Origin of the sequence: Maricaulis maris, from assembly GCF_049116555.1 — a bacterium.
Taxonomy (GTDB): Bacteria; Pseudomonadota; Alphaproteobacteria; order Caulobacterales; family Maricaulaceae; genus Maricaulis; species Maricaulis maris_C.
Genome location: NZ_JAGDYT010000006.1, coordinates 31,381 through 58,148 on the forward strand (window position 1 = coordinate 31,381; position 26,768 = coordinate 58,148).

General features: G+C 64.1%; 20 protein-coding genes and 1 tRNA gene. 4 read left to right on the forward strand and 17 right to left on the reverse strand.

The features are described 5' to 3' along the window. Positions 1-9 precede the first annotated feature (9 nt). The 5 genes from JXQ94_RS07760 to JXQ94_RS07780 form a co-directional block, all read right to left on the reverse strand. On the reverse strand, positions 10-1,203 hold the full coding sequence (locus tag JXQ94_RS07760) for a glycosyltransferase family 4 protein (protein WP_421923204.1): 1,194 nt from the start codon (positions 1,201-1,203) through the stop codon (positions 10-12). Further along, complete coding sequence (locus JXQ94_RS07765; protein WP_421923205.1) at positions 1,200-2,471, reverse strand: O-antigen ligase domain-containing protein; 1,272 nt, start codon at positions 2,469-2,471, stop codon at positions 1,200-1,202. The genes JXQ94_RS07760 and JXQ94_RS07765 overlap by 4 nt, the downstream gene beginning before the upstream one ends. Next, positions 2,456-3,823, reverse strand: a complete 1,368-nt coding sequence (locus JXQ94_RS07770; RefSeq protein ID WP_421923206.1) for a GumC family protein — start codon at positions 3,821-3,823, stop codon at positions 2,456-2,458. The genes JXQ94_RS07765 and JXQ94_RS07770 overlap by 16 nt, the downstream gene beginning before the upstream one ends. Positions 3,824-3,921: 98 nt before the next feature. Continuing rightward, on the reverse strand, positions 3,922-5,154 hold the full coding sequence (locus JXQ94_RS07775) for a polysaccharide biosynthesis/export family protein (RefSeq protein WP_421923207.1): 1,233 nt from the start codon (positions 5,152-5,154) through the stop codon (positions 3,922-3,924). Positions 5,155-5,157: 3 nt separating this feature from the next. After that, a complete protein-coding gene (locus JXQ94_RS07780; protein WP_421923208.1) occupies positions 5,158-5,394 on the reverse strand; it encodes a hypothetical protein in 237 nt (78 codons plus the stop codon). A 290-nt stretch (positions 5,395-5,684) separates the two neighbouring features. On the opposite strand from JXQ94_RS07780, the gene JXQ94_RS07785 reads away from it, so the two are divergent. Then, positions 5,685-6,380 carry a hypothetical protein gene (locus JXQ94_RS07785; RefSeq protein ID WP_421923209.1) on the forward strand — a complete coding sequence of 232 codons (696 nt, stop codon included), beginning with the start codon at positions 5,685-5,687 and terminating at the stop codon, positions 6,378-6,380. A 13-nt stretch (positions 6,381-6,393) separates the two neighbouring features. Here the strand turns inward: JXQ94_RS07785 and JXQ94_RS07790 are convergent. Together JXQ94_RS07790 and JXQ94_RS07795 are read right to left on the reverse strand one after the other, a co-directional pair. Then, positions 6,394-6,470, reverse strand: a tRNA-His gene (locus JXQ94_RS07790). A gap of 141 nt (positions 6,471-6,611) precedes the next feature. Further along, complete coding sequence (locus tag JXQ94_RS07795) at positions 6,612-7,415, reverse strand: M48 family metallopeptidase (RefSeq protein WP_421923210.1); 804 nt, start codon at positions 7,413-7,415, stop codon at positions 6,612-6,614. A 129-nt stretch (positions 7,416-7,544) separates the two neighbouring features. Between JXQ94_RS07795 and JXQ94_RS07800 the strand changes: the two genes are divergently transcribed. The 3 genes from JXQ94_RS07800 (at position 7,545) to phhA (ending at position 12,034) form a co-directional block, all read left to right on the forward strand. Next, positions 7,545-9,665 (forward strand): AsmA family protein, encoded by a 2,121-nt coding sequence (locus tag JXQ94_RS07800; RefSeq protein ID WP_421923211.1) that lies wholly within the window; start codon positions 7,545-7,547, stop codon positions 9,663-9,665. A 103-nt stretch (positions 9,666-9,768) separates the two neighbouring features. Further along, positions 9,769-10,986: a beta/gamma crystallin-related protein gene (locus JXQ94_RS07805; protein ID WP_421923212.1), complete on the forward strand. Its 1,218-nt coding sequence runs from the start codon at positions 9,769-9,771 to the stop codon at positions 10,984-10,986. 166 nt (positions 10,987-11,152) lie between these two features. Next, positions 11,153-12,034, forward strand: a complete 882-nt coding sequence (gene phhA / locus JXQ94_RS07810) for a phenylalanine 4-monooxygenase (RefSeq protein WP_421923213.1) — start codon at positions 11,153-11,155, stop codon at positions 12,032-12,034. Between the two features lie 25 nt (positions 12,035-12,059). Here phhA and JXQ94_RS07815 read toward each other — a convergent pair whose 3' ends face one another. The 10 genes from JXQ94_RS07815 to JXQ94_RS07860 all read right to left on the reverse strand — a co-directional run bounded on the left by JXQ94_RS07815 (position 12,060) and on the right by JXQ94_RS07860 (position 26,165). After that, the gene (locus JXQ94_RS07815; protein WP_421923214.1) at positions 12,060-12,497 is read right to left on the reverse strand and encodes a response regulator; all 438 of its coding nucleotides are present in this window, start codon (positions 12,495-12,497) and stop codon (positions 12,060-12,062) included. A gap of 94 nt (positions 12,498-12,591) precedes the next feature. Beyond that, on the reverse strand, positions 12,592-13,935 hold the full coding sequence (gene astB, locus JXQ94_RS07820; protein WP_421923730.1) for an N-succinylarginine dihydrolase: 1,344 nt from the start codon (positions 13,933-13,935) through the stop codon (positions 12,592-12,594). After that, on the reverse strand, positions 13,935-15,383 hold the full coding sequence (gene astD, locus JXQ94_RS07825) for a succinylglutamate-semialdehyde dehydrogenase (protein ID WP_421923215.1): 1,449 nt from the start codon (positions 15,381-15,383) through the stop codon (positions 13,935-13,937). The genes astB and astD overlap by 1 nt, the downstream gene beginning before the upstream one ends. Before the next feature lie 4 nt (positions 15,384-15,387). Beyond that, positions 15,388-16,404, reverse strand: coding sequence for an arginine N-succinyltransferase (locus JXQ94_RS07830; RefSeq protein WP_421923216.1), 1,017 nt, complete (start codon positions 16,402-16,404; stop codon positions 15,388-15,390). A gap of 19 nt (positions 16,405-16,423) precedes the next feature. After that, positions 16,424-17,689 carry a hydrolase gene (locus JXQ94_RS07835; protein WP_421923217.1) on the reverse strand — a complete coding sequence of 422 codons (1,266 nt, stop codon included), beginning with the start codon at positions 17,687-17,689 and terminating at the stop codon, positions 16,424-16,426. A 79-nt stretch (positions 17,690-17,768) separates the two neighbouring features. After that, positions 17,769-19,055, reverse strand: a complete 1,287-nt coding sequence (locus tag JXQ94_RS07840; protein ID WP_421923218.1) for a cystathionine gamma-synthase family protein — start codon at positions 19,053-19,055, stop codon at positions 17,769-17,771. Positions 19,056-19,283: 228 nt separating this feature from the next. Further along, the gene (locus tag JXQ94_RS07845) at positions 19,284-20,366 is read right to left on the reverse strand and encodes an OmpA family protein (RefSeq protein WP_421923219.1); all 1,083 of its coding nucleotides are present in this window, start codon (positions 20,364-20,366) and stop codon (positions 19,284-19,286) included. A gap of 323 nt (positions 20,367-20,689) precedes the next feature. Then, positions 20,690-22,378, reverse strand: a complete 1,689-nt coding sequence (locus JXQ94_RS07850; RefSeq protein WP_421923220.1) for a L,D-transpeptidase family protein — start codon at positions 22,376-22,378, stop codon at positions 20,690-20,692. A 92-nt stretch (positions 22,379-22,470) separates the two neighbouring features. Further along, positions 22,471-24,342: a monovalent cation:proton antiporter-2 (CPA2) family protein gene (locus tag JXQ94_RS07855; RefSeq protein WP_421923221.1), complete on the reverse strand. Its 1,872-nt coding sequence runs from the start codon at positions 24,340-24,342 to the stop codon at positions 22,471-22,473. A gap of 107 nt (positions 24,343-24,449) precedes the next feature. After that, positions 24,450-26,165, reverse strand: coding sequence for a carboxylesterase/lipase family protein (locus JXQ94_RS07860; protein WP_421923222.1), 1,716 nt, complete (start codon positions 26,163-26,165; stop codon positions 24,450-24,452). Positions 26,166-26,768 lie beyond the last annotated feature (603 nt).

A 26,768-nucleotide genomic window follows, 5' to 3' on the forward strand; every position in this document is an offset into this window, starting at 1 on the left:
GGCGGCCACCTAGAGGACGGACCCATAAATCCTCAGGTGCGCCTCGGCGATGGCCGCCCAATTATAGTCAGACTCCACCTTCCGGGCGCCCGTCCGGCCCAGCCGCCTGGCCTGATCGGGCCGCTCCAGCAGATCCATGATTGCCTGCGCAACGGCTTTGCCGTCCTGCGCCACGACCAATCCGTCCTGACCGTGATCGATCACGCATCGCATGGCCGGCACATCCGCGGCGATCACCGGTTTCTCGAAGGACCAGGCCTCAAGATAGACCACGCCCAAACTCTCCTCGGTGGAGGGCACACACAGGAGTGTGCAGGCGGCCAGTGCGGATTTCTTGTCGGCGCCGGAAATCGGTCCTGTCACGATGATCCGCGGATCCTCATGCGCTGCGAATGCCAATTCGGCCTCCGGTGTGATCGGGCCAGAAAACACGAAGCGGGCATCCGGATGGGTCGCCCACACCTGCTCAGCCGCCGCCAGGATGGTGCGATACCCTTTGTATTCGGCGGTCCGACCCAGAAACAGGATGAAGGGCGCCTCGCCAACGCCAAGCCTTGCCCTGAAGGCCTTGGGGTCCGGCATGCTAGTGCCGAACAGCGGCGCCATCGGACAGACATGAACACGTGAGGAGGCCGCGCCCTGACCGATCAGCCAGTCGCGCTCAAACTCGGTCATTGCGATCAGTGCATCCGCCGCACGATAGAGTCGCCGAAACCCGGGCGAGGACCAGGCGGTTCCCTCGGGCTTGGTAGTGTGGGCGAGCGGTGTCCAGACGAAGGGCTTGCCGATCGATTGCAGCGCCGCGGCTCCGGGCGTGAACCCATTGTAGATCGCATGCACGACCGACGCGCGCTCGGCTGCGGATCGCAGACGCCCCGCCGCGGCGACCGCGGCGGCCCGGCCATACACCGCGCGCGCGATGCGGGACTGTCCCGACGCGCGCGCGAGCGGTTGAAGAAGCGGCTGCCACGGCGCCGACGGCGAGATGGTTTCAACCTCGATCTGGCCATCCCGGGCGTGCGCGGGCCGCGCGCTCGCGAAGGCATAATCTGTCGGGATGTCTTCCGTCGAGCAGCAGCGCGCCACCTTGATCGGCACATGTCGCACCAATTCCTGTGCCAGCCGCCGCGAGTGCAGCTCGGCACCCCCGACCCCGGGCCAGTATCGCGGCACAAAGAGGAAAGGACGGATCGGACCAGTCATGACGCTCTCGCTTCAGCAAGGATCGCGGAGCGCTTCTCGGCCGCTTCGCGCATGGCGATGCCCATGATCAAAAGACCGGGCCAGAAAAGATAAGTGAGAATCTCCAGGTTCTCCCCGACCGTGAAGAGCACCAGGAGTATGGTGATTGCGAAGGCCGCGCGGCCGATCGGGCTGGAGAGCGCGAGAAGCGCAAATTCCAGCAGGCTCCACATCAGCGGAATGACGAGCGCCCCGACGCCGACAACGCCCTTCACGAAAAGCAGGCCAAACCAGGTGTGATGACTGCCGATCGGCATGTATTCAACATAGTGCGGGCCGCGCTCCACCACGCCGTGCCCCCAGATCGGCGCCTCATTCCACCAGCGATCGATCGCAATCCGGCCGAGCGCTTCCCTTACCCGCGTCGAGTTCGCGCGCATGCCGCGAAAGCCCTCATAGGCGGCGCCCAGCTGGGCCAGGAGGATCGGCGAGAACAGGCCGGCAAGGAAGACCGGGACCGCGGCTGCGAGCCACAGAATGCTGCGGCGGAGCTGCGACACGCCGAAGGCGGCCGGCCAAACCAGGACGGCGGTCACCAGTCCGAGCCGGGACTTCGACAGAATGATGATGGCAAGCGCGGAGATGATGCCGATGACGCGCCAGGGCATCCGCCGGTCTTCGATCGCCAGGATCAGGTAGAGATTTCCGATCAGGGCCGCCGCCGGTGACCAGGGTGTGAAATAGCGCCAGCGCGGAAGCCCGTCAGCTGGATCCATGGAGTAGAGTTGCACGGCGAAGAACTCAGGGCCCGGCCCGCCAACGACCCGCAGCGGGGAGACAAACAGGACCTCCGGCAAACCCACCATGGGCGCCAGGTAGAGCAGCGGCGTCAGGAGAAGGGAGATGAGTGCCGTCAGTCCCGTGGCACGAATGATTGTTTCGAAACGGATATCCAGGCACGCACCGGCCAGCGTGAACATGGCGAACAGCGCCCAGCCCTTCGCCCAGCCGATTGTCGACTTCAGGGTCTGCCCGGTGGACAGCTCATAGCTCCAATGCCCACCGAGCAGGGCGATTTGCATCACCCCCATGCCCGCAATCCAGAACCAGACGCCGATGGGGATCGCCGGTGGTTCGGGGCGCGCCGTGGTCGGCGCGCGGACATATTTGCGCACCAGCACGATGGCCGTGAGCATGACACCCAGGACCGGGCCGAGGACGTAAAGACCGCCGAGGAAGTAGATTGGCCACGTACCCGCGAGCGCGAGCGCGACTATATAATCTTCCACAGGGCGCGGATGAGCGGCAGGCGCAACCACAACAGCAAAACTCCGATGCAATAGAGAACAAATCCGCCAATGGCGGCGAGTGCGGCAATTTTCTTGGAGGGTGAAGACGGCTCTTCCGGCCGGGCCGGCGGCTCCAGCAACTGGGCCAGCGGGTAGGATGCGAAGACGTCTGCGCGGGACGTGTCCAACCGCGCCAGCGCCGATGCAAAGACGGTCTCGGCAACCTGGTGCTCACGCAGCAAGGCATCGAGACGTGCCGCCACCGGAGCCAGTTCTTCAACGCGTCGCTCATTTCGCAGCAACCGCTCCTGGAGCGACTGTGCCTGGGCGCGCGCGCCGGACGCCTCGGCCGACAGATCGACGACCTGGCGCAGGAGCTGCGCCCGCTCATCTTCCAGATTGATCTCGGCCAACCGCAAGAGCCCGTATCCGGTGACACCCAGCAGGGCTTCGCCACGCGCCGTCAGCGCCTCGACGAGACCGGCATGTCGCTCGGTCTCCGCCCGCATCTCGGGATGATTGCGGCCATACATGTTTTCGAAGCCTGCGATCTGCGCCGCGCTGGTCGCCATCTGCTCCAGCAGGGCTTCGAAGACGGCATCCCCGCGCAGAACAAGCACCCGCGCGGCAACATCCTCGGGCAGGTCGATGAGTTCACCGAGCCGCAGGGACCGGTTGCTCAGCGCACGGCTGCGGTCGAGAGTCGTGGCGAGCGTGCTCTCCAGCTCATCGGTCTGGATCACCAGTGACTGATACTGGTCCAGCGAGATCAGCCGGGTCTCGGCCTGGAATTCGATGACCGCCTGGCGGGTCGCGGTGACATTCTGCTCATAGCGGGCGAGGCTTTCCTGGTAGGCGCTGTCGCGGGCGTCGAGCTCTTCCTGGCGCAAGGCATCCAGATTGGCCTGGAAAGCCAGGAGCAGCGCATTGGCCGAGGCATAGGCACGGTTGGGATCCGTCTCCGTCATCCGCACATAGATCAGCGGTGTCTGATCGACGAGGGCGACCCGAGCGCTGGCGAACTCGCTGGACGGCACACCGGCCTGCGCGGCGGCGGCACCCCGGACGCGGTCGGATTGCAGCAGGCGCTTGTAATTCTCCGTCGGGCTCAGGGAGGCGCTGGAAAAGGCCGAGGAGGTCGCGGATGTTGCCTGGCCGAGATCGGCCAGATTGATGCTCGATCCGGCGCCGGATCCCGGCAGGATCAGCGTGAAACCGCTGACATAGGTGCGCGGGGACGTCACGTAATAGGTCGCCGCAATCCCGCCAAAAAAAACAGCGCCGACGACCAGGACCAGAATATAACGAAGCCAGCGTCGGGGCCCGCCGGAGCCTACGAGCAGGCGCCCCATGAGCGCTCTGCGCGCAATCGTGTAATCCGTCTCACGCTGCGAATTTCGAGGGTCGGCGCAAGGCGGAGGCTCCGGCGGGTTCTGGGACAACGGGCGCTTCATCGAGCGGCACCGCTGAGAATGGTCAGGTTGATCGCAGGGGTCAGCACACTGCTGAAGGCGCTGATCACATCGCGCACATTGGTGACGTGCGAGTCGTAGCAGGCGATACCATCGCCCGGCAGAATGATCGGGTTGAAGGCGTCTCGATCGGCCCGGCGCACCAGGTCCTCGATCGAGCGCGCGATGACTTCGCTCTCGCCGGTGATCGGATTGCGCGAGATCAGCACGGCCCAGCGATCGGCGTTGGTGGCCTGCGTGCCACCGACACAATTCGCCGCGACCAATGCCTGCAGGAAACGCGTTCCGTAAGGCAGGCTTGCTGTGTCGCGATTGATGCCCGCTTGCGAGTTCGACGAGGCGGGGGTCGTCAGATTCGACATGAAGACCCGGATCCCCGGCATGGTAATCCGGCTCGGTCGCGCCAGCGCCTCCTGGAAACAGCCACGCGAGGGCACGTGGACCTGGTCGCCGGTCGCCAGGATCGGATCCGCCATGCGCTGGCCGGTGAACGCGCCCGACAGGTCGAAGATCTGCCGCTGGCCATCTCTCACAAGCACGACATTGCGTACATCGGCATCGGGGCGCAGGCCGGCCGCCGAGGACAGGGCGGAGACGAGCGTGCGGCCCGAGGCGACATCGCCCTGCGCCTCAACGCGGGATCCCTGCACAAGCTCGGCATTGCGATCATTGAGCAGCAGGTCGCCCGGCTGGAAAACCGCGCCGGAAACGTGCACCTGGACCGGTGCCCATTGCGCGATTTCCAGGTCGAGCTGAAGGAAGCCGGCGCGATACATGCCCTCCTCGACAAACATCCGGGCGACAAGGGCCTCGACCACTTCAATGGTGAAGCCGGCCGCGCGGATCGGATTGAGATGCGGGACGGTCAGCGTGCCATCCGGCGCGACGATATAGGTTCCCTCGAAAGCCTCACCCGCGGGCAGGCTGAGGCGCAGCATATCGCCGGGCGACAGGGGCGGCATGGCCAATGCGGCGCTGGCCGCAAAGGCGATGCTCTCGGGGGCGGAGAGCGGCAAATCGGCATTCGCGCAGCCGGCAAGATCACCATAACGGCCCTGCCCGCTGAGCGGCACTTCGCGCATACCGGACATGGGACGGCGGGCAGATGTATAGCCATCATGTGCCAGATCGACGGTATTGCGAGGCTCTTCGAACGCCGTCGCACAGGAGGCGAGCGCAAGAGCAAGGAGCGGGATCAGCCGGGCGCACATGGATCAGAGCCCGTGCGCGGAGCGGCGCGAGAGCGCCTCGGCGATATAGGCGGCGAGTTCGCGCGCCATCTCCGGGCAGGTGCAGTCGATCGTCCTGAGCGTGGCCTCGCCATCGGGGCGCCCTTCCACGAACACGCTGCGCGAGACGGGGCGCTCATAGACGTGCTTGAGAAAGTCGAACAGAGCGCGATCGAATGTGCGCAATTGCTGAGACGAAGAAAGCTTGAAATCTTGACGCATGGCGAACCTCCTGCCCTGAAAGGCGCAAGCCCGGGGCCAGAGAAGTCACGGAATAAAACCGCAATATTTCAGTGCCTTGGAGACGGCGGACGGCAGGCGTCTCGCAACATGCGGATTGCAAATTGCAATTTGAGGCTGACATTTCGCGTTTTGCGAAAGCGGCCAGGAAGCGCGCGCATGGAACTGCCCATGCTCATGCCGGATTTCAGGGACTTATGCCCGAAACCCGTCAGCGAGACGTCCGGCCTCGAACTTGAGACTGTCCCGGTTGAACAGGTTTGGGAGCCCGCATGACCTCGATCCAGCTATCAATTCCCTCGACCCGCATCGGCCAGCTGGTCTGGCGCGCACTCATCGCGCTCAGCCTTGGCAACGCGCTGGCGCTTGGCCTGGTACATTACGGCGGCATCACGGATGGCTGGGGCATCGTCACGCTCCTGCACTTCGACCGCGAACAAAACCTGCCGACGCTTTTCTCCGTGCTTTTGCTGCTCGGGGCGAGCGGCCTGGCTGTTCGGCAGGCGAGCATCCAGCCGGACCAGACGGTGCTGCGGACCGGATGGTACACAGTGGCGACCGTCCTCGCCCTGATGGCAATCGATGAATTTGTGTCGGTCCACGAGCGGGTCGACGCCGCAATGCGCTATTATCTGGGCACGGACGTCCTGCCCTATGCCGCCTGGCCGATCCCCTACGTGCTCGGTCTGGCCGCGCTCGGCGCAATTCTCTGGCGCTGGTTTGTCGCATTGGGCCTTTGGCGAGCCCTCGCGCTCATGACCGCGGGCGCCATCTATCTTGGCGGGGCCGTCGGGATGGAATTCATCGCTGGCGAATACCTGACCCGCTTGGACCCGCACCATGCCGGTGTGACGGACCTCACGCGCGATCTCCTCGCCACACTGGAGGAGACATTGGAGATGATCGGACTGATCCTGCTCATCCAGACTCTGGTCAGAACGCCCGGCAAGCGGGCGAAACAGGAATGAGCCGGAAGAAAAATGGTACCGCCTCCCTGGTTTGAACAGGGGACCTCTAGATCCACAATCTAGCGCTCTAACCAACTGAGCTAAGGCGGCACACCTTGTCACGACGAAGGGTTGGCAGCGGGGCTGCCGACCTTGGCGTGAGGCGCGGGAAACTAGCGCCCCCGCCCCGCGCTGGCAAGCGCCCCGTCAAGGCTTTTGCAGAGGGCTCTGCAGCAGCCCTGACGGTGAGGGTCAGCCCGCATAACCGCGAGCCTGGATATGGGCCCGCATGGCGGCGACGCGGTTGTCGTCAGACGGGTGGGTGGAGGCGAACTCGGCCACATTGTGATCATTCATCGCCGACATGCCGACCCAGAAGTCCACGGCCTGGCGCGGGTCATAGCCGGACCCGACCATGTAATCGACGCCAAGGCGGTCGGCCTCGTATTCGTGCTCGCGTGAATAGGGCAGGATCACGCCATAGGTCACGCCCATGCCGAGCGCCGCCCCGACATCATCGCTGTACTGGGCATAGTTTGATCCCGAAGATCCGATCGCGCTGGCCAGGAGCGACACACCCATCTGGGCCGCCATCTGCTGGCTGGCGCGTTCGGCGGAATGGCGTCCGGCGACATGGCCGACCTCATGCCCCATCACGGTGGCGACGTGATCATCGGTGTCCATGATGTCGAGAATGCCCTTGTAGAAACCGACCTTGCCATTGGGCAGGACCCAGGCATTCACCGTATCGCTGTCAAAGACCACGAACTCCCAGTCCAGATGGCTTTGGCCCGAGGCGGCGACGACCCGGTCGCCGACGCGCTGCAGGCGTCGCTGATAGGACGGATCGCGCAAGACCCGCTCGCGCTGGAGGCTGTCCTGCCAGGCCTGTTGTGAGAGCTGGGCCAATTGCCCGTCCGAGACCAGCATGAGCTGGCTGCGCCCGAGCGCGGCATTGTCCGCACACCCTGCAACGAATGGCAGGACGGTTCCGGCCGCCAGCCCCATGATCATTTCGCGACGGCGGACGAGATCGACCGGTGGTTTCCTCGACATGGCATTTCCCCCCTTTGGTGACGTTCCAATCAGCGGTAACCTAACGCGAAGAGTTTTTCACGTCTCGCCAAGAAAACGACAAACGCTGCCGCTAGCGTGATTTTTCAACCAACCCGGAGTGCCCCCGCCATGAAACGCCTCGGTCTCGCCCTCGGCTTCATCATCGTCCTGCTGGTCGCAGCGGTCTTTGTCCTGCCGGCGGTCATTCCCGCCTCAACCTATCGCGAGCCGGTGGAAACCGCCGCCCGGGACGCCCTCAATCGCGAGGTCTCGCTGGGCGGCGACATCTCGCTGCAGGTCTTCCCGCAATTACAGATTCGCGCCAGCGACGTTTCGATCGCCAATGCGCCCGGTTTCGGTGAGGCAGCCTTCGCCGAGATGCGCGAGATGCGCGTCGGCGTCCGTCTGATCCCGCTCCTGAGTCGCCGCGTCGAGATCACCGAATTCGTTCTGGTCGAACCGACCATCCGCCTCGAACAGAATCGCTCCGGCAATAATTGGAGCTTCACCAATCCCGACGACGCGACCGCGCCGGCGCCTGTCAGCTCGGGCGACGGCTTTGTCTGGCGTGAAGGCGCCCTGCCGCTGGAGGCCAGTTTCGGTGATGTGCGGATCGAAAATGGCGCCCTCTTTTTCTCCGATGGCACGCAGAGCCGGGCCATCACCGGGCTTGACCTGACGGTTGCCCTGCCCTCGCTGGACGCGGAGACCCGCCTGAATGGTGCGCTCAATGCCGATGGCGAGAGCCTCGACTTCAGCGCCACGATCGGATCGATCCGCGATTTCTTCGAAGGACGCGAAACGCCGGTCACGCTGGGCCTCGGTGGCAATCTCGCCGATGTGAGCTTTGACGGGCGTTTTCTCGCTGGCGAAGCGGTTGCCTTTGATGGCGCGCTGGACGCCACCATCCCCTCGATCCGCGATCTCGCCGCCTTTGCGGGAGCCGCCCTGCCGCCGGGCGAGAATATCGAACGCTTCCGGGCCGTCGGCACGCTGACCGGGGAGCCGGGCGAGATCGGACTCAATGCCTCCCGGCTGGAATTTGACGCCATTGCCGGCTCGGCCGCGCTGACCGCCAACATGACCGGGCCGCGCCCGCGCCTGACCGGCTCGCTCACCCTGGCAGAACTGGATGTGAACCCCTATCTGCCGGCACCGGTCGAACGCCCGGCCCCGACATCCGGCGGCGGTGTCCCGCCCTGGAGCGAAGCGCCGATCGATCTGGCCGGCCTCGGTGTGGTCGACGCCGATCTGCGGCTCGAGGTTGGCCGGCTCCTGGTCCAGGATCTGGAGATTACCGACGCCCGGCTGCGCGCCCGGTTGAACAATAGCCGGCTGGAAGTGGCACTGGAGAATATCGCGCTGTATGCCGGTCAGGGCAGCGCCACCGTGGTCGCCAATGGCCGCGGCAATCGCCCCAGCTTTTCGCTCAACGCCTCGCTGGACGGGCTCGACTCCGGTCCCTTCCTCGAAGCCGCGGCGGGCTTTGACAAATTGCGCGGTACCGGCGCCCTTTCGCTTGATCTCACAGCCGCCGGCGCGTCCCAGGCCGCCATCATGAGCTCGCTCGATGGCAGCGGAAATTTCAGCTTCGCCGATGGGGCCATCGTCGGAATCAATGTCGCCCAGACCATCCGCAATGTCAGCAGCCTGGTGGGCGGCGGTGGCAACCAGGGTGAAGCCGAGGATGAAAGCGCGGCGAGTACGGGCGAGCAGCAGGCCACCGACTTCTCCTCGCTGACCGGCTCCTTCACCATCACCGACGGCCAGGTCGCGCAGCGTGACCTGCTCATGCTCTCTCCGCTCCTGCGCATCGAGGGCGCCGGGTCAGTGGACCTGCCCGGGCAAAGCGTGGACTACCGCCTGCGACCACGCGCGGTCGCCTCCATCGAAGGTCAGGGCGGCCAACGCGATCTGCGCGGCATCACCGTACCGATCCGACTGCGCGGCGACTTTAATTCGGTCTCCGTCGGCGTCGACACCCAGGCGGTCGGCGAGGCCCTGCTCCAGGGCGCGGTGAACAGTGCGCTGGGCGGTGACGGCTCCGGTTCGCCGGAAGACGCGCTGCGCGACGGCCTGCTCAATGCGATCGGCCTGGGCGGAGAGGATGACAGTCAGGATGATGCCACTGATGACGGTGGCGAGGAGAGCCGCCCGGATCCGGCCGAACAATTGCTGCGCGGCCTGCTCAATCAGCGGCGCAACCGCAATGAAAACACCGAGGAAGAAACACCCGCCGATCCACAATAGGATCACGATGAACGTCAGATGACCCGCCGTCCCGGATCGGGTTCATGTGCGCTGTGACACGGTCTGTGCCTACCATGCCAGACCCGACAGAGGGGAGAATGAGATGTCCATGAAACGCCTGGGACAGGCCGCGATCGGCCTCCTGCTCACCAGCCTTGCCGGCCACGCCGCCGCCCAGTCCATCATCCTTTACGAGGATGCCAATTATCGCGGACGCGAAGTGCGGATCTCCGGCGATGTCCGCAATCTCGACTCGGTCAATTTCAATGACCGGGCGTCGTCGTTCCGGGTCGTCTCCGGCCAGTGGGAATTGTGCCAGCACGACGACTATGGCGGCACGTGTGAAATCCATGCCTCCGGCCAGGCGTCCATGGGTCGGATGAATGACCAGCTGACCTCGCTTCGTCCGGTCGCCGCCGGTCAACCCGGTCGCCCCGGTGGCGGCTATGGCGGCCCGTCCCTGACGTTCTATTCCGGTCCGAACTATACCGGGCGGGCGGTTGTCGTGACCACGAGTACGCCGGACTTCTCGCGCATCAACTTCAATGACCAGGCCCGGTCGGTTCGCCATGGCGGACGCGGAGCATGGGTTGCCTGCCAGCACGCCAATTTCGATGGCGCCTGCATGGTGATCGATGGCGACATCGCCAATATCGGGGGTGGCATGGCTGGCGAGATCAGCTCGGCCGAACCGGATTATGCGGGTCGACCCAGCCGCCCGGGACGCCCCGGTGGCGGAGGCGAATGGCCTCGCTCCGGCGTCTTCCTCTATGACGGCATCAATTTCGAAGGCCAGCGTGTCGCCGTCGATTCCGACACGTCCAACCTCTCCCGCATGGGTTTCAATGACCGCGCCGACAGCCTGATCATTGCCCGCGGCGAGACCTGGATCATCTGCGATGATGAAGGCTTCACCGACAGTTGCCAGCGCGTTCAGGGCGAGGTTCGCGACCTCACCAGTCTGGGCCTGCGCAACCGCGTGACCTCGCTGCGTCGTGTCGATGGCAGCTGGGGTGGCCCCGGTGGCGGCTATCCAGGCGGACCACGTGCCGATATCCGCGGCGGTGTTCGTGGCGTCGACAGCCTTTTCTTCCCGCGCCCGGAGATCAATGGCTATGGCATTGATCGCTGCCTGGGTGGCTATGGTGCCCGCTGCGACCAGCAGGCCGCCGACCGCATGTGCCAGGCCGCCGGACTGCGCCGCGCCGCCCATTACAGCGTGGACCGCTATAACCGGTCGCAGACCTGGTATCTGGAACAGAACCGCGCCTGCACCTCCGGTCAGTGCGGTGCCCTGGTCGACGTGCTCTGCACCGACTGATCCGGCCACAGGCCTGAACGAAAGCGCCGCCCTGGCTTCCGGGGCGGCGTTTTTCGTGCCCGAAATCGCGTTTTCGCAACATGTCCCTGTTGGGTCAGGGCTCGCTTTGGCCTATATTAGTTTCAAATGAAACTAACCTGACCCCTCATGTGATCGGAGCCCGTCCATGCCTGTGAATGATCCCGTCGTTGCGGAACAGGACCCTGCTGCCGATTTTACCATCGACCAGAAGTGGGAGCGCTACTCGTCGGAGGAGCACGCGATCTGGACAACGCTCTACGCGCGCCAGATGAAAATCCTGAAGGGACGCGCGGCACCGGAACATTTCGCCGGTCTGGAGATGCTCAATCTCAATGAAGGCGGTATTCCCGATTTCCGGCGGGTCAATGACAAGCTGGAAAAGCTGACCGGCTGGACAGTTGTGACGGTGCCGGGCCTGATCCCGGAAAAGGACTTCTACGAGCACCTGGCCAATCGCCGCTTCGTTTCCGGGCGCTTCATCCGGGATGGCGAGAAGCTCGACTACCTGCCCGAACCCGACATTTTCCATGATGTCTTCGGCCACGTCCCCCTGCTCACCCAGCCTGTTTTCGCCGACTATATGCAGGCCTATGGCCGGGGCGGTCTTCGCTCACTCGAATTCGATGCCATCAAGCACATGGCACGGCTCTACTGGTACACGGTGGAATTCGGCCTCATCAACACGCCGGAAGGTCGACGCATCTTTGGCGCCGGCATCGTCTCATCACGCGCAGAGTCGATCTTCAGCCTTGAAGCCCGCTCCCCCAACCGCATCCATTTCGATCTCGAACGGATCATGCGGACCGATTACCGCTATGACGATTTCCAGCAGAGCTACTTCGTGATCGACAGCTATGACGAGCTGATGGAGGCGACCTATGCCGACTTCGCGCCGATCTATGATCGCCTGCCGGATCTGACAGAATACAAGCCATCTGACGTCGCCGAGGGCGACAGGGTCTACACGCGCGGCAGTCAGGAATATGCGATGGCGGGTGGATTGACCGGCAAGGCGGAAGCTGTCTGACGGCGCTCCGGTTTCAGCGCCAGGCTCAAACCAAGGCCGGGCTGACGCGACCGTCCTGCGTTTCGGCCAGCATCATCGTCCCGGTCTTGGCGAGGGCCTCGACCAGTTTTTCCCGTGAGACCGGTTTCACGATGTAGAAGGTTGCGCCGGCCGCGCGACACTTCTCTTCCATTTCCGGATTGCGCGCGCCTGAATACACGCCGATCGCGCCGCCACCGAGCTCAGTCTGGGTATCGCCGATGAAGGCGAGCGCATCGCCGCCGGCCAAGCTCAGATCACACAGCACAAAAACGGGGCCGGCATCTCGGGCACGCAAATGGTCCAGCGCATCTTCGGGACGCGTGAAACCGTTGAACTCGAAGTCAACACCGGCATCTTCGAGATCCGCCTTGAACAGGAAATGCTCGTCCGGGTCATCATCGACCAGAATGACCGGCACAAGCCTGACGTCTGACAACTGCATGCCCCCCGAAGTGCGAAGGCGGCAAACTATCACGAAAAACCTGTTTGGGTAGAGGCTTGGAGAATAGGATTATTCCTCAACGCCCACAGGTCGATCAGCCGCGCTGGAACGGGTAGAAATCCCCGCCCAGACCCAGGATCCCGGTCAGCGCGTCCAGGGCCGTGCGCGATTCTGTCAGCAAGGCCGGATCGCCGAGATCATCGGGTGCAAGCCGGTCCCGATAATGCCTATTCGCCCACGCCGTCAGCTGGCTGAAAAGCGCGTCCGTCATCAATGCCGACGGCGTCACGGCGGCGAGTTCCTCATCGGTCAGAACGACGCGCAGGCGCAGACAGGCCGGTCCGCCGCCATTTCGCATGGACTGGCGTACATCGACATATTCCACGCGCCCGATCGGGCCATTGCCGGCGACCATGCCCGCACAATAGGCGCGCGTTGTCTCGGTCTCCTCGGTCTCCTTCGGTGCGATCAGCGCCAGGCGGTCCTCGCCAGGCCACTCCAGGAGTTGCGAATTGAAGAGGTAGCTGGTGATGGCATCGCCGATCGGAACATCCGCCTCGGGAACCTCGACAAAGACGGGATCGAACAACCCATCGGCGGCACGGCGGATGGCGTCCATTGCACCCGCCCGGTCCTCGAATGCGAGCTCGTGGAAGAACAGCGTCGTACGGGTGCCGACACAGACAACATCATTATGAAAGGCGCCGGCATCAATCGCGTCCTGCGACTGGCGCAGAAAGACGCACCGCGCCGGGTCCAGCCCGTGGGAGCGAGCGACCGCCTGGCAGGCTTCCAGTGTCTGACGTGCCGGGAAAGCGCCGGACCAGTTCTCGCCGGCAACCCGGCCATAGACAAAGATCTCGACGCCTTCACCGCCCTGCTCTGCGCACAGGCGAACATGATTGGCGGCGCCCTCATCAGCGAAATCGGCCTGCATGGGCAAAGGGTCATGGACGGCAAACCGATCCGTGTCCGCGAACGCCCAGGACAATCCGCGCTGGGTCTGTCGTCCTTCGATGGAGCGGTGCAAGGTGGTCAGGAGATTGGCCGGCGTGAAATGCAGGCGCGAATCCGCGGTATCCGCCGACGGCGATACGGTCGCAGCATTGGCAGACCACATCGGCGACGCAGAACTTGCTTTCCGCACCAGACCTGGTGCCTGCTTCCAAGCGGATTCCAGAACGCCCGCATCGCTGCCGGAGAATCCGGCGCGGCGCAGCAATGGCAGGAAAGGACGCTCATGCGGGGGCAGAAGCCCCTGCACCAGACCGGCATCGGCGAGACGTTTCATCTTGGTCAGGCCTTCAAGCACGCCTTCACGCGGCGACGAGACAAGCCCCTCATTGCGAGCGCTGGCCAGATTGCCATCCGAAAGGCCGCCATAATTATGCGTCGGCCCGATCAACCCGTCGAAATTTGCCTCGCGTGCCGACATGATCAATCCACTCCTTTGACAGCCATCCGCTCCGGCGTCCGGGCCGCCTGTGTGGCCACCGGATAGGCGCAATAATCCGCGGCATAATAGGCGCTTGGTCGCAGATTGCCCGACTGGCCGGGGCCACCGAATGGCATATTCGATGCCGCACCACAGGTCGGCCGATTCCAGTTCACAATGCCGGCCCGGCTCTCGACCCAAAAGCGCTCCCACAGGTCTTCGCTGTCAGACACCAGACCGGAAGACAGGCCGTAGGCCGTGTCATTGGCCGCCGCCATCGCGGCCTCGAAACTGGCCACACGCGTGACCTGGATGAGCGGGCCGAAGACTTCCTCATCGGGCACATCCACGCCGGTGACGTCGAGCAGACCGGGGCGCAGAAAGGCCTCGCCGAGCTCGGGCACAGGCACGACGTCCAGCAGGGGCTTGGCTCCCCGGGCGATCAGATCCCTCTGGGCATCGAGAACGCCTTGCGCGGCCCGTGCAGAGACGAGCGGGCCGATGAAAGGCTCTTCGCTCGCATCCCAGCGACCAATGGAAAGCTGGCCGGCTATCCGGATGATCGCGTCAATCACGGCATCGCCGAAGGCCCCCTCCGGCAGGATGAGGCGACGGGCGCAGGAGCAGCGCTGCCCCGCGGTCACATAGGCCGACTGGACGGCGATGCGCGCAGCGGCTTCAGCATCCTCGGCTTCCCAGACAACAAGCGGATTATTGCCGCCCATCTCCAGCGCCAGCTGAATACCGGTCCGGCCGGCGAATGTCTCATGGATGAACTTGCCCGTGCCCCAGGAGCCGGTGAAAAGCACGCCGTCGAGCTCGGCATTATCGAGCGCAGCCGCTCCCGTTTCACGTGCCCCCTGGACCAGATTGAGCACGCCTGCGGGCAGGCCGGCTGCCTCCCACGCCTTGACCATCGCCTCGCCGACACCCGGGGTGATTTCGGACGGCTTGAAGACGATCGTATTGCCGGCAATCAGCGCCGGAACAATATGGCCATTGGGCAAATGGCCCGGGAAATTATACGGGCCGAGCACGAACATGACGCCAAGCGGCTTGTGGGCCAGCCGGGCATATCCGAACGCCGTCTCGGTTTCATGACCGGAGGTACGTTCGGTGTTCGCCTTTACGGAAATGTCGATCTTGCCGATCATCGCGCCCGCCTCGGCCAGACCTTCCCAGCGCGGCTTTCCGGTTTCGCGCGAAATCAGTTCGGCCAGTTCGGGCTTGCGCGTTTCCAGCTCCGCCTTGTAGCGCTCGACGATTTCAATACGCTCCGCCAGCGGCCGGCGCCCCCAGGCCGGAAAAGCCGCGCGGGCAGCGGCAAACGCTCTGGCGACGTCGTCCGGCGTCGCCGTGTGACCCGACCAGACGACGGCGTTATCCGCCGGATTGTGGGATACGAGTTCCGCGCCGCTACCGTCGCGCCATTCGCCGTTGATGAAAGTCATGCTGCTATCCCTTGCGTCGCCAGAAGCGGGCGCGATCGCCTTCGTGCAGGTCGAGGGCCTGCATCGTGTCGTAGGACACGCCCACAATGTCACCATCATCCACGACCTGCGCCTGGCAGGTCCGGAAATCATTGAAGCGGTCGGTCGAGAGAATGCCCTCGGCACCGCCGATCGTGGTTGCCGCCCGCACCGTCACTTCGCGGCTCTCGCGCAGGGTGCGGATATTCTCGGTCCAGTTCGAAACCAGGGGACCACCGTCGAAAATGTCGACATAGCGGTCATAGTGGAAGCCTTCCCACTTCAGGAGATTATAGGCGCCCTGCCCGTCCTTGTGGGGCTTGCCGATCACCGCCCGTGCCGCCTCCGGCAGGAGGTCGACATAGATCAGGTGCTGCGGCCCGAGATCGAGGATGAACTGATTGTCCGTCGCCGCCGACAGCCGGTCCGCATCGTCAAAATCCATGCGGAAGAAGGGGCGCGAGACATGATCGAAGAAAGGCGAAGACCCGTCCTCGTGAACAACACCGCGCAGCTCTGCGAGAACTTTCTCACCGAAACGCTGCTGTCCGGCCGCGATCAACAGATAGCGCGACTGGGCGACCAGACGCCCCGCGCCGGTACCGCGCCCGGCCTCTGACACGAACAAGGTCCCGACTTCCGACGCCCCGGCGAAATCATTGACCAGCAGCATGGCATCCATGTCGAAGCGGCGATCCGCTTCGGTGGAATGCTGCGCCAGGGTCATGATCTTGAAGTCCCAATAGGGTTTCGAGACACCGACCATGGCCTTGACAGCCGAGCATCCGACGATCCGGCCTGTCTCGGTATCCTCCAGCATCAGCTGATAGGTATCCTCGGTCTGCCGGTCGCCCGGCCCTGAAAAGGCGCGTTCGGATTTGACGAGGCGTTCCTCGAGCACTTCCGGGGGCACGGCCAGTGAGGTGAAGCCGGTACCGGCTTCCTCGGCGAGACGCACAAGGGCGTCCAGATCCGACCGTTTGGCCGCTCGTACGATCAGCATGATCCCTCCCGATCAGTCTTCAGCCCTGGCTTTTGGCCAGCGCTCGCGCCTCCCGCGCATCAAATTGGCCCTGCGCGAATTTCATCAGCATGATGGCCGACAATTTGGCGCGCTCGGCAAAGCTGGACAGTTTGACGATCTCGCGGTCGGAATGGATATCCGCGCCGCGCACGCCCAGCGTATCGACATTGGGGCAGCCGGCCGCCCACAGATTATTGCCTTCGCAGACACCGCCCGTGTCCTGCCAGCGAATGTCGAGCCCGAGCGCTGAGCCAGCTGCTCGGGTCCATTCAAACATGCGCGCATTGGCTGGCGACATGGGTTTGGGCGGCCGGGTAAAGCCGCCATGAAGCTCTGCCTCAATCCCGTCCCGAAACCGGATTTCGTCGACCAGGCGCTCCAGCTCGGCCTCGACCCAGACACGGTCATTTTCGGTTTTGACCCGCACATTGAACCGGACGACGGCATTGTCCGGCACCACATTCGGCGGACCGCCACCATCGATGCGGGCCAGATTGAAGGTGACGTCCTCGCGCTTGCCATTGAGGGCATCAAGGCCAAGCCCGAACTGGCAGGCAGCGGCCAGGGCATTGCGGCCCAGATGATGCTCGCGCCCGGCATGCGCGGCACGGCCGGAGACTTTCAAGGACCAATTGCCCGATCCCTTGCGCGCACCGGCCAGAGACCCGTCGGCCAGCGCCGGTTCATACGTCATGCCGATATCCGCCCCGGCTCCCAGCTCGGCGAGAATGGGGCCAGACCCGAGCGACCCGATTTCCTCGTCCGGACTGATCAGGACATCAATCCCGATTTCGTCCTTCCAGGGCGAGCGTTCGAGGCCGAGAATGCCGTGCAGCATCACCAGAATGCCGCCCTTCATGTCGGCGACACCGGGGCCGTTCAGCGTGTCATCATCCCAGAGCTCGGTAGACTGGAAGTGACTGCCGGCCGGAAAGACCGTGTCGTGATGACCGGTCATGACGATGCGGATCGGCGCCTGGGGGCGGATCCGGCAATGGAAGGACGGGGTGAAAGCCTGTTCGCGGACAGTGCCGTCGGGATCAACCACCGTGGTCGGCGGCAGCTCGATCGCGCGGATCTCGCCGCCGGTCTCGGCGAAGGCGGTTTCCAGCTCCGCGCGCATGGCCTCGAGGCCATCGGCATTGCGGCTGCCGGAATTGATCGCTGACCAGGCCTTGACCGTTTCGATCATGCCATCGGCCCGCGTATCGATCCAATCGAGTACGGCGCATTCGTCCGGATTGAGGTCCAGTTTGTCGTGCATGAGCCAGTGATAGCCGTTTAAACCGAGCCGTCCACCCCCGGCCGACAGGTTGTGCCGGCCGGGGTACATGGTCGCGTTATCAAGCGTTCTGGAGCGCCTGTTCGAGGTCGGCGATCAGGTCGTCCGGGTTTTCGATCCCGACCGAGATCCGCACCAGACCGTCCGAGAAGCCCTGGCGCTTGCGCAGTTCCGGATCAACACCGCGATGGGTCGTCGAGCCCGGATGGCAGATCAGGGTTTCCGTCCCGCCCAGGCTGACGGCGAGCTTCATGACCTGCAGGGCATTGAGCATGCGGAACGCAGCTTTCTCGTCCGCCAGGTCAAATGCGAAGGTCGAACCGGCACTTGTCGACTGGGCATGGAAAACATCGCCATCGCGCGTCCCTTTCTCCATGAATCCGAGATAGCGCACGCGGCCGACCTTCGGGTGATCCCGCAGATATTCCGCGACCTTGCGAGCGCCGAGCGCGGCCGCTTCCATCCGGATTTTCACGGTCTCCAGCGACCGCAGCAACATCCAGCAGGTGTGCGGGTCGAGATTGGTGCCGAGATAGCCGCGCAGGCCGCGGATCAGCGCCATGGCTTCCGAGCGCCCGGAGGCAGAGCCGGCGATCAGGTCGGAATGGCCACCAATATATTTGGTCAGCGAGTAAACGACGACATCGGCACCCAGCGCCAAAGGCGCCTGCCCGACCGGGCCAAGGAAGGTGTTGTCGACCACGATCCAGGGTCGCTTGCCCTGCTTGTCCTTGATCATGTCCGCGATGCGGCGACAGGCCGCCAGATCCACGAGGTCATTGGTCGGGTTGGTCGGCGTTTCGGTGTAGATGACCGAGACCTCACCCTGCGCCATGGCCGCATCGGCCGCGGCCCGCAATTCGTCCTCATGGGCGCCAGCGAAAAAATCGACCGACTTGATCCCGTAATTGGGGAGGAATTTACGGATCAGGCTTTCAGTCCCGCCATAGAGCGGTGTGGACTGCAGGATGACCGAACCGGCATGCGCCAGGCCCATCAGCGTCGTCGAGATGGCGGCCATGCCGGAGGAGAAGACCGCGGCCTCATCAGCCCCGTCATAGAGGGCCAGACGATCTTCAAGGACTTCCATATTAGGGTTGTTGAAACGCGAATACATCAGACCGGCCTGTTCCGGGTCGCCCTCTTCGGCCTGGCCGAGCGTCACACGGAAAAAGGCTGCACCGTCTTCCGCGGTGGCAAAGGCGAAAGTCGAGGTCAGGAAAACCGGCGGCTTGATCGACATTTCCGAGAGCTTGGGATCATAGCCATAGCTCATCATCTGGGTTTCAGGGCTCAGCGTGTGTCCAGCGATCTCGCGCTTGCGATAGGATTTGTCCGGCTTGCTCATCATAATTCTCCCGACGCCTCACGGCCCGTTTGCCGCAAAGGATTTCTGCCGGTTTGAACCGGCCCATCCGATGGGTCAAGCCTGTCCTCAGCAAGGCGGAAAAACCGCCCAATCATGCCCTCTCACCCCGAGATCGGCGCATTAATTTTCCAATCCCGGGTCCAGAACAAAAAAATGCGGCCCGGTGACAAACACCGGGCCGCATCTTGTTCAGCGATCGCTCGACAATTAGTCGAGAACGATAACCACTTCCGTACGACGGTTCAGCGGCTCGCGGACACCGTCGGCAGTTGTGACGGCATTGCGGGTCTCACCGAATGCTTCCATCGAGATGGAGCTTGCCGGGACGCCAAGGCGAACCAGTTCCTCACGGACAACGCGGGCACGGCGCTCGGACAGACCCACATTGTAGGAGGCTGCACCGGAACGGTCCGTGAAGCCGGCGACGGTCACGCGAGTGACGTCACAGGTACCACGCTGGTTGGATGCCTGAGCGATAACCGCACGGGCCTGATCCGTAAGCGAAGAGCTGTCCCACTCGAAGTAGACCGGGAAGCTGACATCGTCACACACTTCAGCCGGCGGAGGCGGCGGCGGAGGCGGAGGAGGCGGAGGCGGCGGCGGCGGAGGCGGCGGCGGCGGCGGAGGCGGCGGGGGCGGCGGGGCTGCGAAGGAATAACGCAGACCAAGCCACACTTCGTGACCACCCAGACCATCGACGCTCACGCCCGGAGCGTAATCAGAGCTGCCGGTGGAGAAATAGCGGTATTCCGTATCCAGCGTCAGACGCTCGGTCAGATCCCAACCGATACCAGCCATGACCTGCCAGGCGAACGGATTGTCCGAGTCCTGAGCCACGACATAGTCGGCGGGGGTCGGGAGCGGAGGCATCGTGCCTGCGGACCAACCGGTGAGCGTGCCACTGGTTTCGGCAAGGCCGAGACCAAGGCCAACATACGGGTGGTAGCTACCATCCGGATTGAAATCAAAGATAGCGTTCGCCATCAGCGACCAAATCTGGAAATCGCTGAGGCTGTTTTCGAAGCCACCAACAGCACCGGTATCATTGTAGCGGTGTGCCAGTTCGCCTTCGAGGCGGAACCCGTCCATCCACTCATAGCCGAGAGCAACCGCTTCGCGGAAATTGCCTTCGCCCTGAATTTCACCATTCAGCGAACCGGAGACATCCGTGTCACCCGGGCCACCGTAACCGACGGCGCCACGCACATACCAGCCTTCGTCAGCGAACGCAGGACCCGCTGCCAGGAAGGCCCCAACGGCGGCCGCCGTAAAAAGCCGTTTCTTCATCATTCCCCCTCCGGGAGCGGTGCTCCCTTGGTGTGACTGACCGTTTTCGACCACATGCCGAACACGAGGAATCCCTGTCCACAGGGCATTTCCTAACGGATTTCCTACTACAATTAGATCGCGAGCGCTACACCGCTCCGAGACAAAACAAGCATTTGGTGTAAAAATCTGCGCCCGTTGCAGTGATGTTACACCCACGCCGTGCCCGACGGGCTGGCGCGGGAATTACCGCAATAAAAACATCGGGTTGCCGGATAAACGCCAGCCCTCACGCCGAATGCAACCTGTCGCCCGAATGCATCGCAGCCCGAAACGGCGCGACGTCGTCAATCCAGACTGGCGCTCGGGGCGCCGGAAGCCAAGCGCACCGGGGACGGCCCCAATCCGGATCGGGACTCATACGCGGCAAGATAGGCATCAATCACGCCGTTATCACGCCGGTAGAGGTCATTGAGGTAGCGGACCTCGCCGTCATCATCGCCAACAACCGTCCAGTAGGCGATGTGCACCGGTATGCGCTCGTCCAGCCAGACAACACGCGGAGACGAACCGGCCGCAACCGCGTCGATCCGGTCGCGATCCCAATCATCCTGGCCCTCGAGTACCCAGGCCGCGAGTGCGAGGGGGTCCTGGACCCGGATGCAACCAGCCGAGAAGTCGCGGCGTGTCCGCACGAATTGGTCTCGCTCTGTGGTGTCGTGGATGTAGACATTGAAACGGTTCGGGAAAATGAACTTCACCTCCCCCATCGGATTGGTCGGCCCGGGCGGCTGTGACATCCGGTAGGGCCAGTCATTGCCCCAGCGGCTCCAATCAACCTCATACACCGAGATCGCCTCACCGGCCCGATTATAGATCTGGAAGCCGAGATCTCGGACCAGCCCCGGATTGCGCCGGAAGGACTGGAAGCGCGGCCTCGCCGAACCGGCCGGCAACCCCCACCAGGGGTTCAGCACGATATAGCGCATCTCCTCGGAGAATTCCGGCGTTGAGCTTGCCTGCGCGCCGACCATGACTTCATGCTCACGCGCCAGCTGGCCATCCTCCCAGGCCTCAAGCCGGAAGTCGGCGAGATTGACCCAGATATGCCGTCGGCCGAGATCCCGCGTCCGCCAGCGCCGCTGTTCGAGATTGGCCATCAATTGTCCAATCCGGCGATCCGGCGGCAGGTTGAGCTGGCGCAGCGTGGCCTGGTCCATGCGGCCGGTGGGGGCGAGATTGGTTCGCCCCTGATAGCGCCGGACGGCCGTTTCGAGGCGAACATCATAGGGCTGGCCTTCCTGCCAGCGCGCATCCAGAAGGCCTTCGGCAGTCAGACGGGTGCGCAGCTGATCCACACGGTGTCCGGCATCATCACGGCTCAGCGACGGGCCGGTATCCACGCCCGGCCAGATCGGCGTCACTGCCAGCACACGCATCATTTCATGTCGCAGCGCATCATAGTCGCGCACGCGCGGCACGCTGTCGGCGATGGCCTGCCCGACATCCCCGGCCTCAAAGGCCCAGCCAATTCGGCGTACGAGTTGCTCCGCCTCCTCGTCGAACAAATGGCGCGGGGTCCGGGTCTCGGAATCCAGCAAGCCGTGTTCGAGCCAACCGGCAAAAGTCAGATAGGCGATACCCGCCAGGTGATCGCGCTCGGCGTCCGGGCGGGCCGGATCGAGGATCGCATTGGCATAGGCATCCAGCGATGGCAGGCCATGACTGGGCGCCTCGAAGAGCTCAAGCGCCAGGGCCTCGCGACGCGCTTCGGTCCAGCCGCCAATCTGCCTCGACCAGTAGGCGATGTCAGCCACGGGGCGAACCGGGTCGCTGTCCAGCGCCTCGACGAGGGCGGCCTCCGCAGCGGTGTCTTCTGTCCCTGCCTCTTCGGTCCCCGGCCCTTCGGTCCCCGTCTCTTCAGTTCCCGTGCCGACAGGCCTCGGAGCAAGGTCCTGCAGGGCCCAGGCCGACGTGCCCGCAAGGGCCAACATCGCCAGGCCGGCAATCGCCAGTTTCTGCCAAAACCGAATCACGCAGACGCCCCCTTGCTGCTGGCCCTACGTTAACCATTTCAGCGCGCCCTGTAACCCGTTACGGAGTCGGGCTCCGCCGAGGGTCGACCGGTTCAGAGGTCCTCCCGGTGATCCGGGTCATCATCCGGGTTGCCGATATCCTCAGCCATGATCTCTGCAAGCGAGACAACGCGCGACCGCGCTTTGTCGATATAGGCGTCATTGTCGAACACGTCGGTATCCGCGTCCCAGACTTCGAAAAGCTGCTGCAGGCTTTCCTCATCGTGACGCGCGAAGGCCTCGGTCTTGCGCCGGGCCCGCGCCTCGCTCTCACCAAGAACGACCAGAGAGCGCTGGGCCGCCTCGAGCGACGAGCCGAACATTTCGCGGATCGCCAGGTCAACGCCCGCCGCCCGCAATTGGTAGACATGTTCGCGGCTGGCCGCCCGGGCGATGACGTAGACATGCGGATACCGCTGCTTGACGTGATGCACCAGTTCCACCGCGCGATCGCGGCTGTCGGTACACACGACCAACAGCTTGGCCCGGGCAATTCCGGCCGCCTCGAGCAGGCCCGGACGCATGGCATTGCCGTAATAGACCTGGATGCCGAATTTGCGCAGCCCGTCGATATGCTCGGCGGAATTGTCCAGAACCACCGGCTTGTAGCCATCCATCACCAGCAGGCGCTGGACGATCTGACCGAAGCGGCCCATGCCGGCGATGATGACCGGCGCCTCCTCCTCGATCGTGTCCTCCTCGCGCTCCGGACTGGCCGGACGTCGCACACGGGGCGACACCCAGCGCTCGAACACGATCATGATCAGCGGCGTGGCCATCATCGACAGGGCAACGATCAGTCCGGCAATACCGGCAATATCGGCCGGGATCACATCGACACCGCCGGCAAAGGCGAGCAATACGAAGCCGAACTCGCCGCTCTGCGCCAGGGCGAAAGTAAACAGCCAGCGCGCCCGCCCCTTCATCCGGAAGGCGAAGGCCAGCCCCAGCAATATCAAACCCTTGACCCCGATAAGGGCCACGGTCAGGCCGATGATCAAGCCCGGATTGCCCGCCAGGAGATCGAACTCCATCCCCGCACCGACCGTGATGAAGAAAACGCCGAGCAATAATCCCTTGAAGGGCTCGAGATCGCTGACCAGCTCATGCCGGTACTCGCTCTCCGCCAACAGCACGCCGGCAAGGAATGTCCCCAGGGCCGGGGACAGGCCGACCGCCGTCATGAGGACAGCAATCCCGATCACCAGGAAGAGCGCAGCCGAGAAAAAGAGCTCGTGCAGACCGGTCCGGGCGATGATGCGGAAGGCTGGCCGGGTGAGATAGCGCCCCCCCAGGACGATGGCGCCAACCACACCCAGCGTGACCAGGCCCTGGGCCCAGGCCGGCAAGTGCGAGAATGGTGTGTCGCCCGGCCCGTGCGCAGCCGCATCGGCCACCACACTCTCGCCACCCGGCATGGCGAGCAATGGCATCAGGGCGAGCATGGGAATGACCGCGATGTCCTGGAAGAGAAGGACGGAAAAGGCCGACTGGCCGCCCTCGGTCCGCAGCCATCCCTTTTCCCCGAGCGTCTGCAGCACGATGGCCGTCGATGACAGGGCAAAAATCAGACCCAGCGCGATCGCCAGGCGCCAGTCGAGTCCGATTGTCAGGCAGAACAGCGCGACGGCCGCCGTCGTCAGGGCGACTTGCAGGCCACCCAGCCCGAACAGGCGCATGCGCAGATCCCAGAGCAGGCGTGGCTGCAATTCCAGCCCGACAAGGAAGAGCATCATCACGACGCCGAATTCAGCGAAATGCTGGACGCTTTCCGGGTCTGATCCGACCCAGTCCAGTATCGGCGCGATCGCGACGCCGGCCAGCAGATAGCCGAGCACAGACCCCAGCCCGAGCCGTTGCGCGATCGGAACAGCGATGACGCCGGCTCCCAGATAGATGGCTGCCTGCAAAAGGAGTGTGTCCATGACCGCCCCGAATCACCACCGGCCCGAATGACCCGCGTCTCACAGCATAGCCATCACGCGGCACACGGCCAGTCGCTCGTTGCAACGCAGCGCCCGGTGCGGACCGGTCAGGTCCCGCAGGTCAGTGCGACTGCGAAGGCATCGGCCAGGCTCGGCTGCCGGGCAACAATCCCGCGGGCAATCTGGCAACGCGTTTCGTCATCGACGCGCCCATCCCCGGCCAGATCATTGGCAATCGCCAACGGCGATTCGGTGCGCGAGAAGATCTCGTTTCCGCCATCTTCACGCGTATCGAAGCGCAGGGCCGCACCGGTATCGGTCCATTGCGGCCATTGCGGCCCCATGCCGATGCCGTCACCGGGCACGCCAGAGGCCGCGAACTGCGCCCAATAGGCACCCATGGTCTCGGCCAGCTCCACCCGTCCGACTGCATTGCGGTCATTGAACAGCACGCTGTCAAAGGCTCCGAAAAGCTCGAAATGATTGAAGACGAAGGGGATTTCCATGGCATGTGCCGCGCCCAGCAGGACCCCGGTATCGGTCACCAGGACCGAGCCCCCCTCATCCCAGTCAAACCGGTAGGCCCAGAGATCGGACCGCCCGTTGGCAGCCAGACGGTTGAGCAGGCCATCAACGGCATTATAGCGCCAGATACGGGAGGGATATTCGACCGCCGCCTCATAACGATCCTCGCCCTTCGGCCAGACCAGCGGGCCCAGGCGCCGGGTCAATCGCGGGTCAAAAACCGTATAGAGCTTCATCTCGTCGCGATTGGTCCCGCTCATCAGCGGTACATCGGCAAATCCGCCCGGAGTCTCCGCCGCTGCGAGAATGCCGCCCTCGGGCAGGGTCACGCCATCCTCGATCATGCGCGGCATGGAGGTCAGCTCGCCGTCCGCGTCGCGATAGGCCGCATAGACAGCATCCAGGGACGCCCCCCGCAAGTCAGCCCCCGTCGCGCCCTCCCCGGCAATCACGAGCCCGGCCGCCAGACCGGCGACGGCGTCAGTGCCCCCGCCCTGTTCCGCGATCCCGAGCGGGACCGAGGCTGTCCCACCGCTCTGCATGATCGCCCGGTGGAAGAGGCCGCGCGCCTGGGGCGCCGCCATCAGGCCGGCGATATTATAGGCACCCGCGCTTTCCCCGAAGACAGTCACGCGACCGGGATCGCCGCCGAAGGTCTCGATATTTCCGCTGATCCAGTGCAGCGCCGCGACCAGGTCGAGCAGCGCGAAATTGGCCGCCGCATCATCGTCAATTTCCGCGTCCGCGCGCAGCGCCGGATGCGCCAGAAAACCGAGCGGGCCGAGCCGGTATTGAACCGAGACGATGATCACGCCCTGCTGACTGGCCAGCACCGAGCCATCATAGGCCGAGGACGAGCCCCAGGTATTGGCACCGCCATGGATCCACATCATCACCGGCAGGGCCTCATCGGCCGCGACATTGCGCGGGGCGTAGATATCAAGCGTGAGGCAATCTTCTGCCCCGATCAGCTCGCCGGTCTCGTACAGCTCGCCAGCGCTGAGAGTATTGGTCACCTGGGGACAGACAGATCCGGCCTCGAGCGCTTCGAGCCGGACCTCGAAGGCCAGCGGCGGACGCGGGGCCCGCCAGCGCAGATTGCCAACGGGCGGGGCCGCATAGGGCACGGCCATCCAGGCCGCCGCGCCCTGCTCGGTCTCGAACCCGACCAGCTCGCCCTGGCCAATGGTGCGGACCAGGTCGGCGGCCGGCACAGGCGTGAAGGCGGCTTCCTCGTCAGATGAACACGCCGATACCGCCAGTGCGGCCAATCCCAATGCCAGATGCCCAAGACGCATGATGTTCTCCCCGGTTTTGCCCCGTATATTTGTCGAGAAGCTGGGGCGGTATGGCGTGAAGGTCAAGCAAATCGCGGCGAAAGACCGGTTTTCCATTTCGTGGAATGGCGGAGCGGCGGATGGGCGGGTGTTTGTCCCACACTCGGCACCACTTTCCTTCTCCCTCAGCAGACGGTGGCCGGAGGCCGGATGAGGGGCAAAACTCCCGCTGTCACCGGGACTTACCCCTCACCCTGGCCTTCTCCCAAGGGAGGGGGAAAGCGTCTCGGACCAAAAACTTATCCCCGCCCCTCCAACCCCGAGCGATACTAGCCGTGGTTTTCGGGACGGGAGGCACGAGCTCAGTCACTTGTGCCCGGAAGCGAGCGGAGCCTGTCCGCGCGACGGATGTGACAATCCGAAGCTCCGGCAGGGCGTGCGACCAGGTCGCGGGGCACTAAACGACCGACCCCATCTACCTGTCGCATTGGAAACGGGGTGGAGACAGCCCGGGAAAACTCCGCAAGCGGGATGCCGAGGACACCACGGACACCGCAGACCCGCCACACGGACACCCCGGTGTCCGCCGGCATCCCGCTTCCTCCCACCTCCGCCGCGACAGCG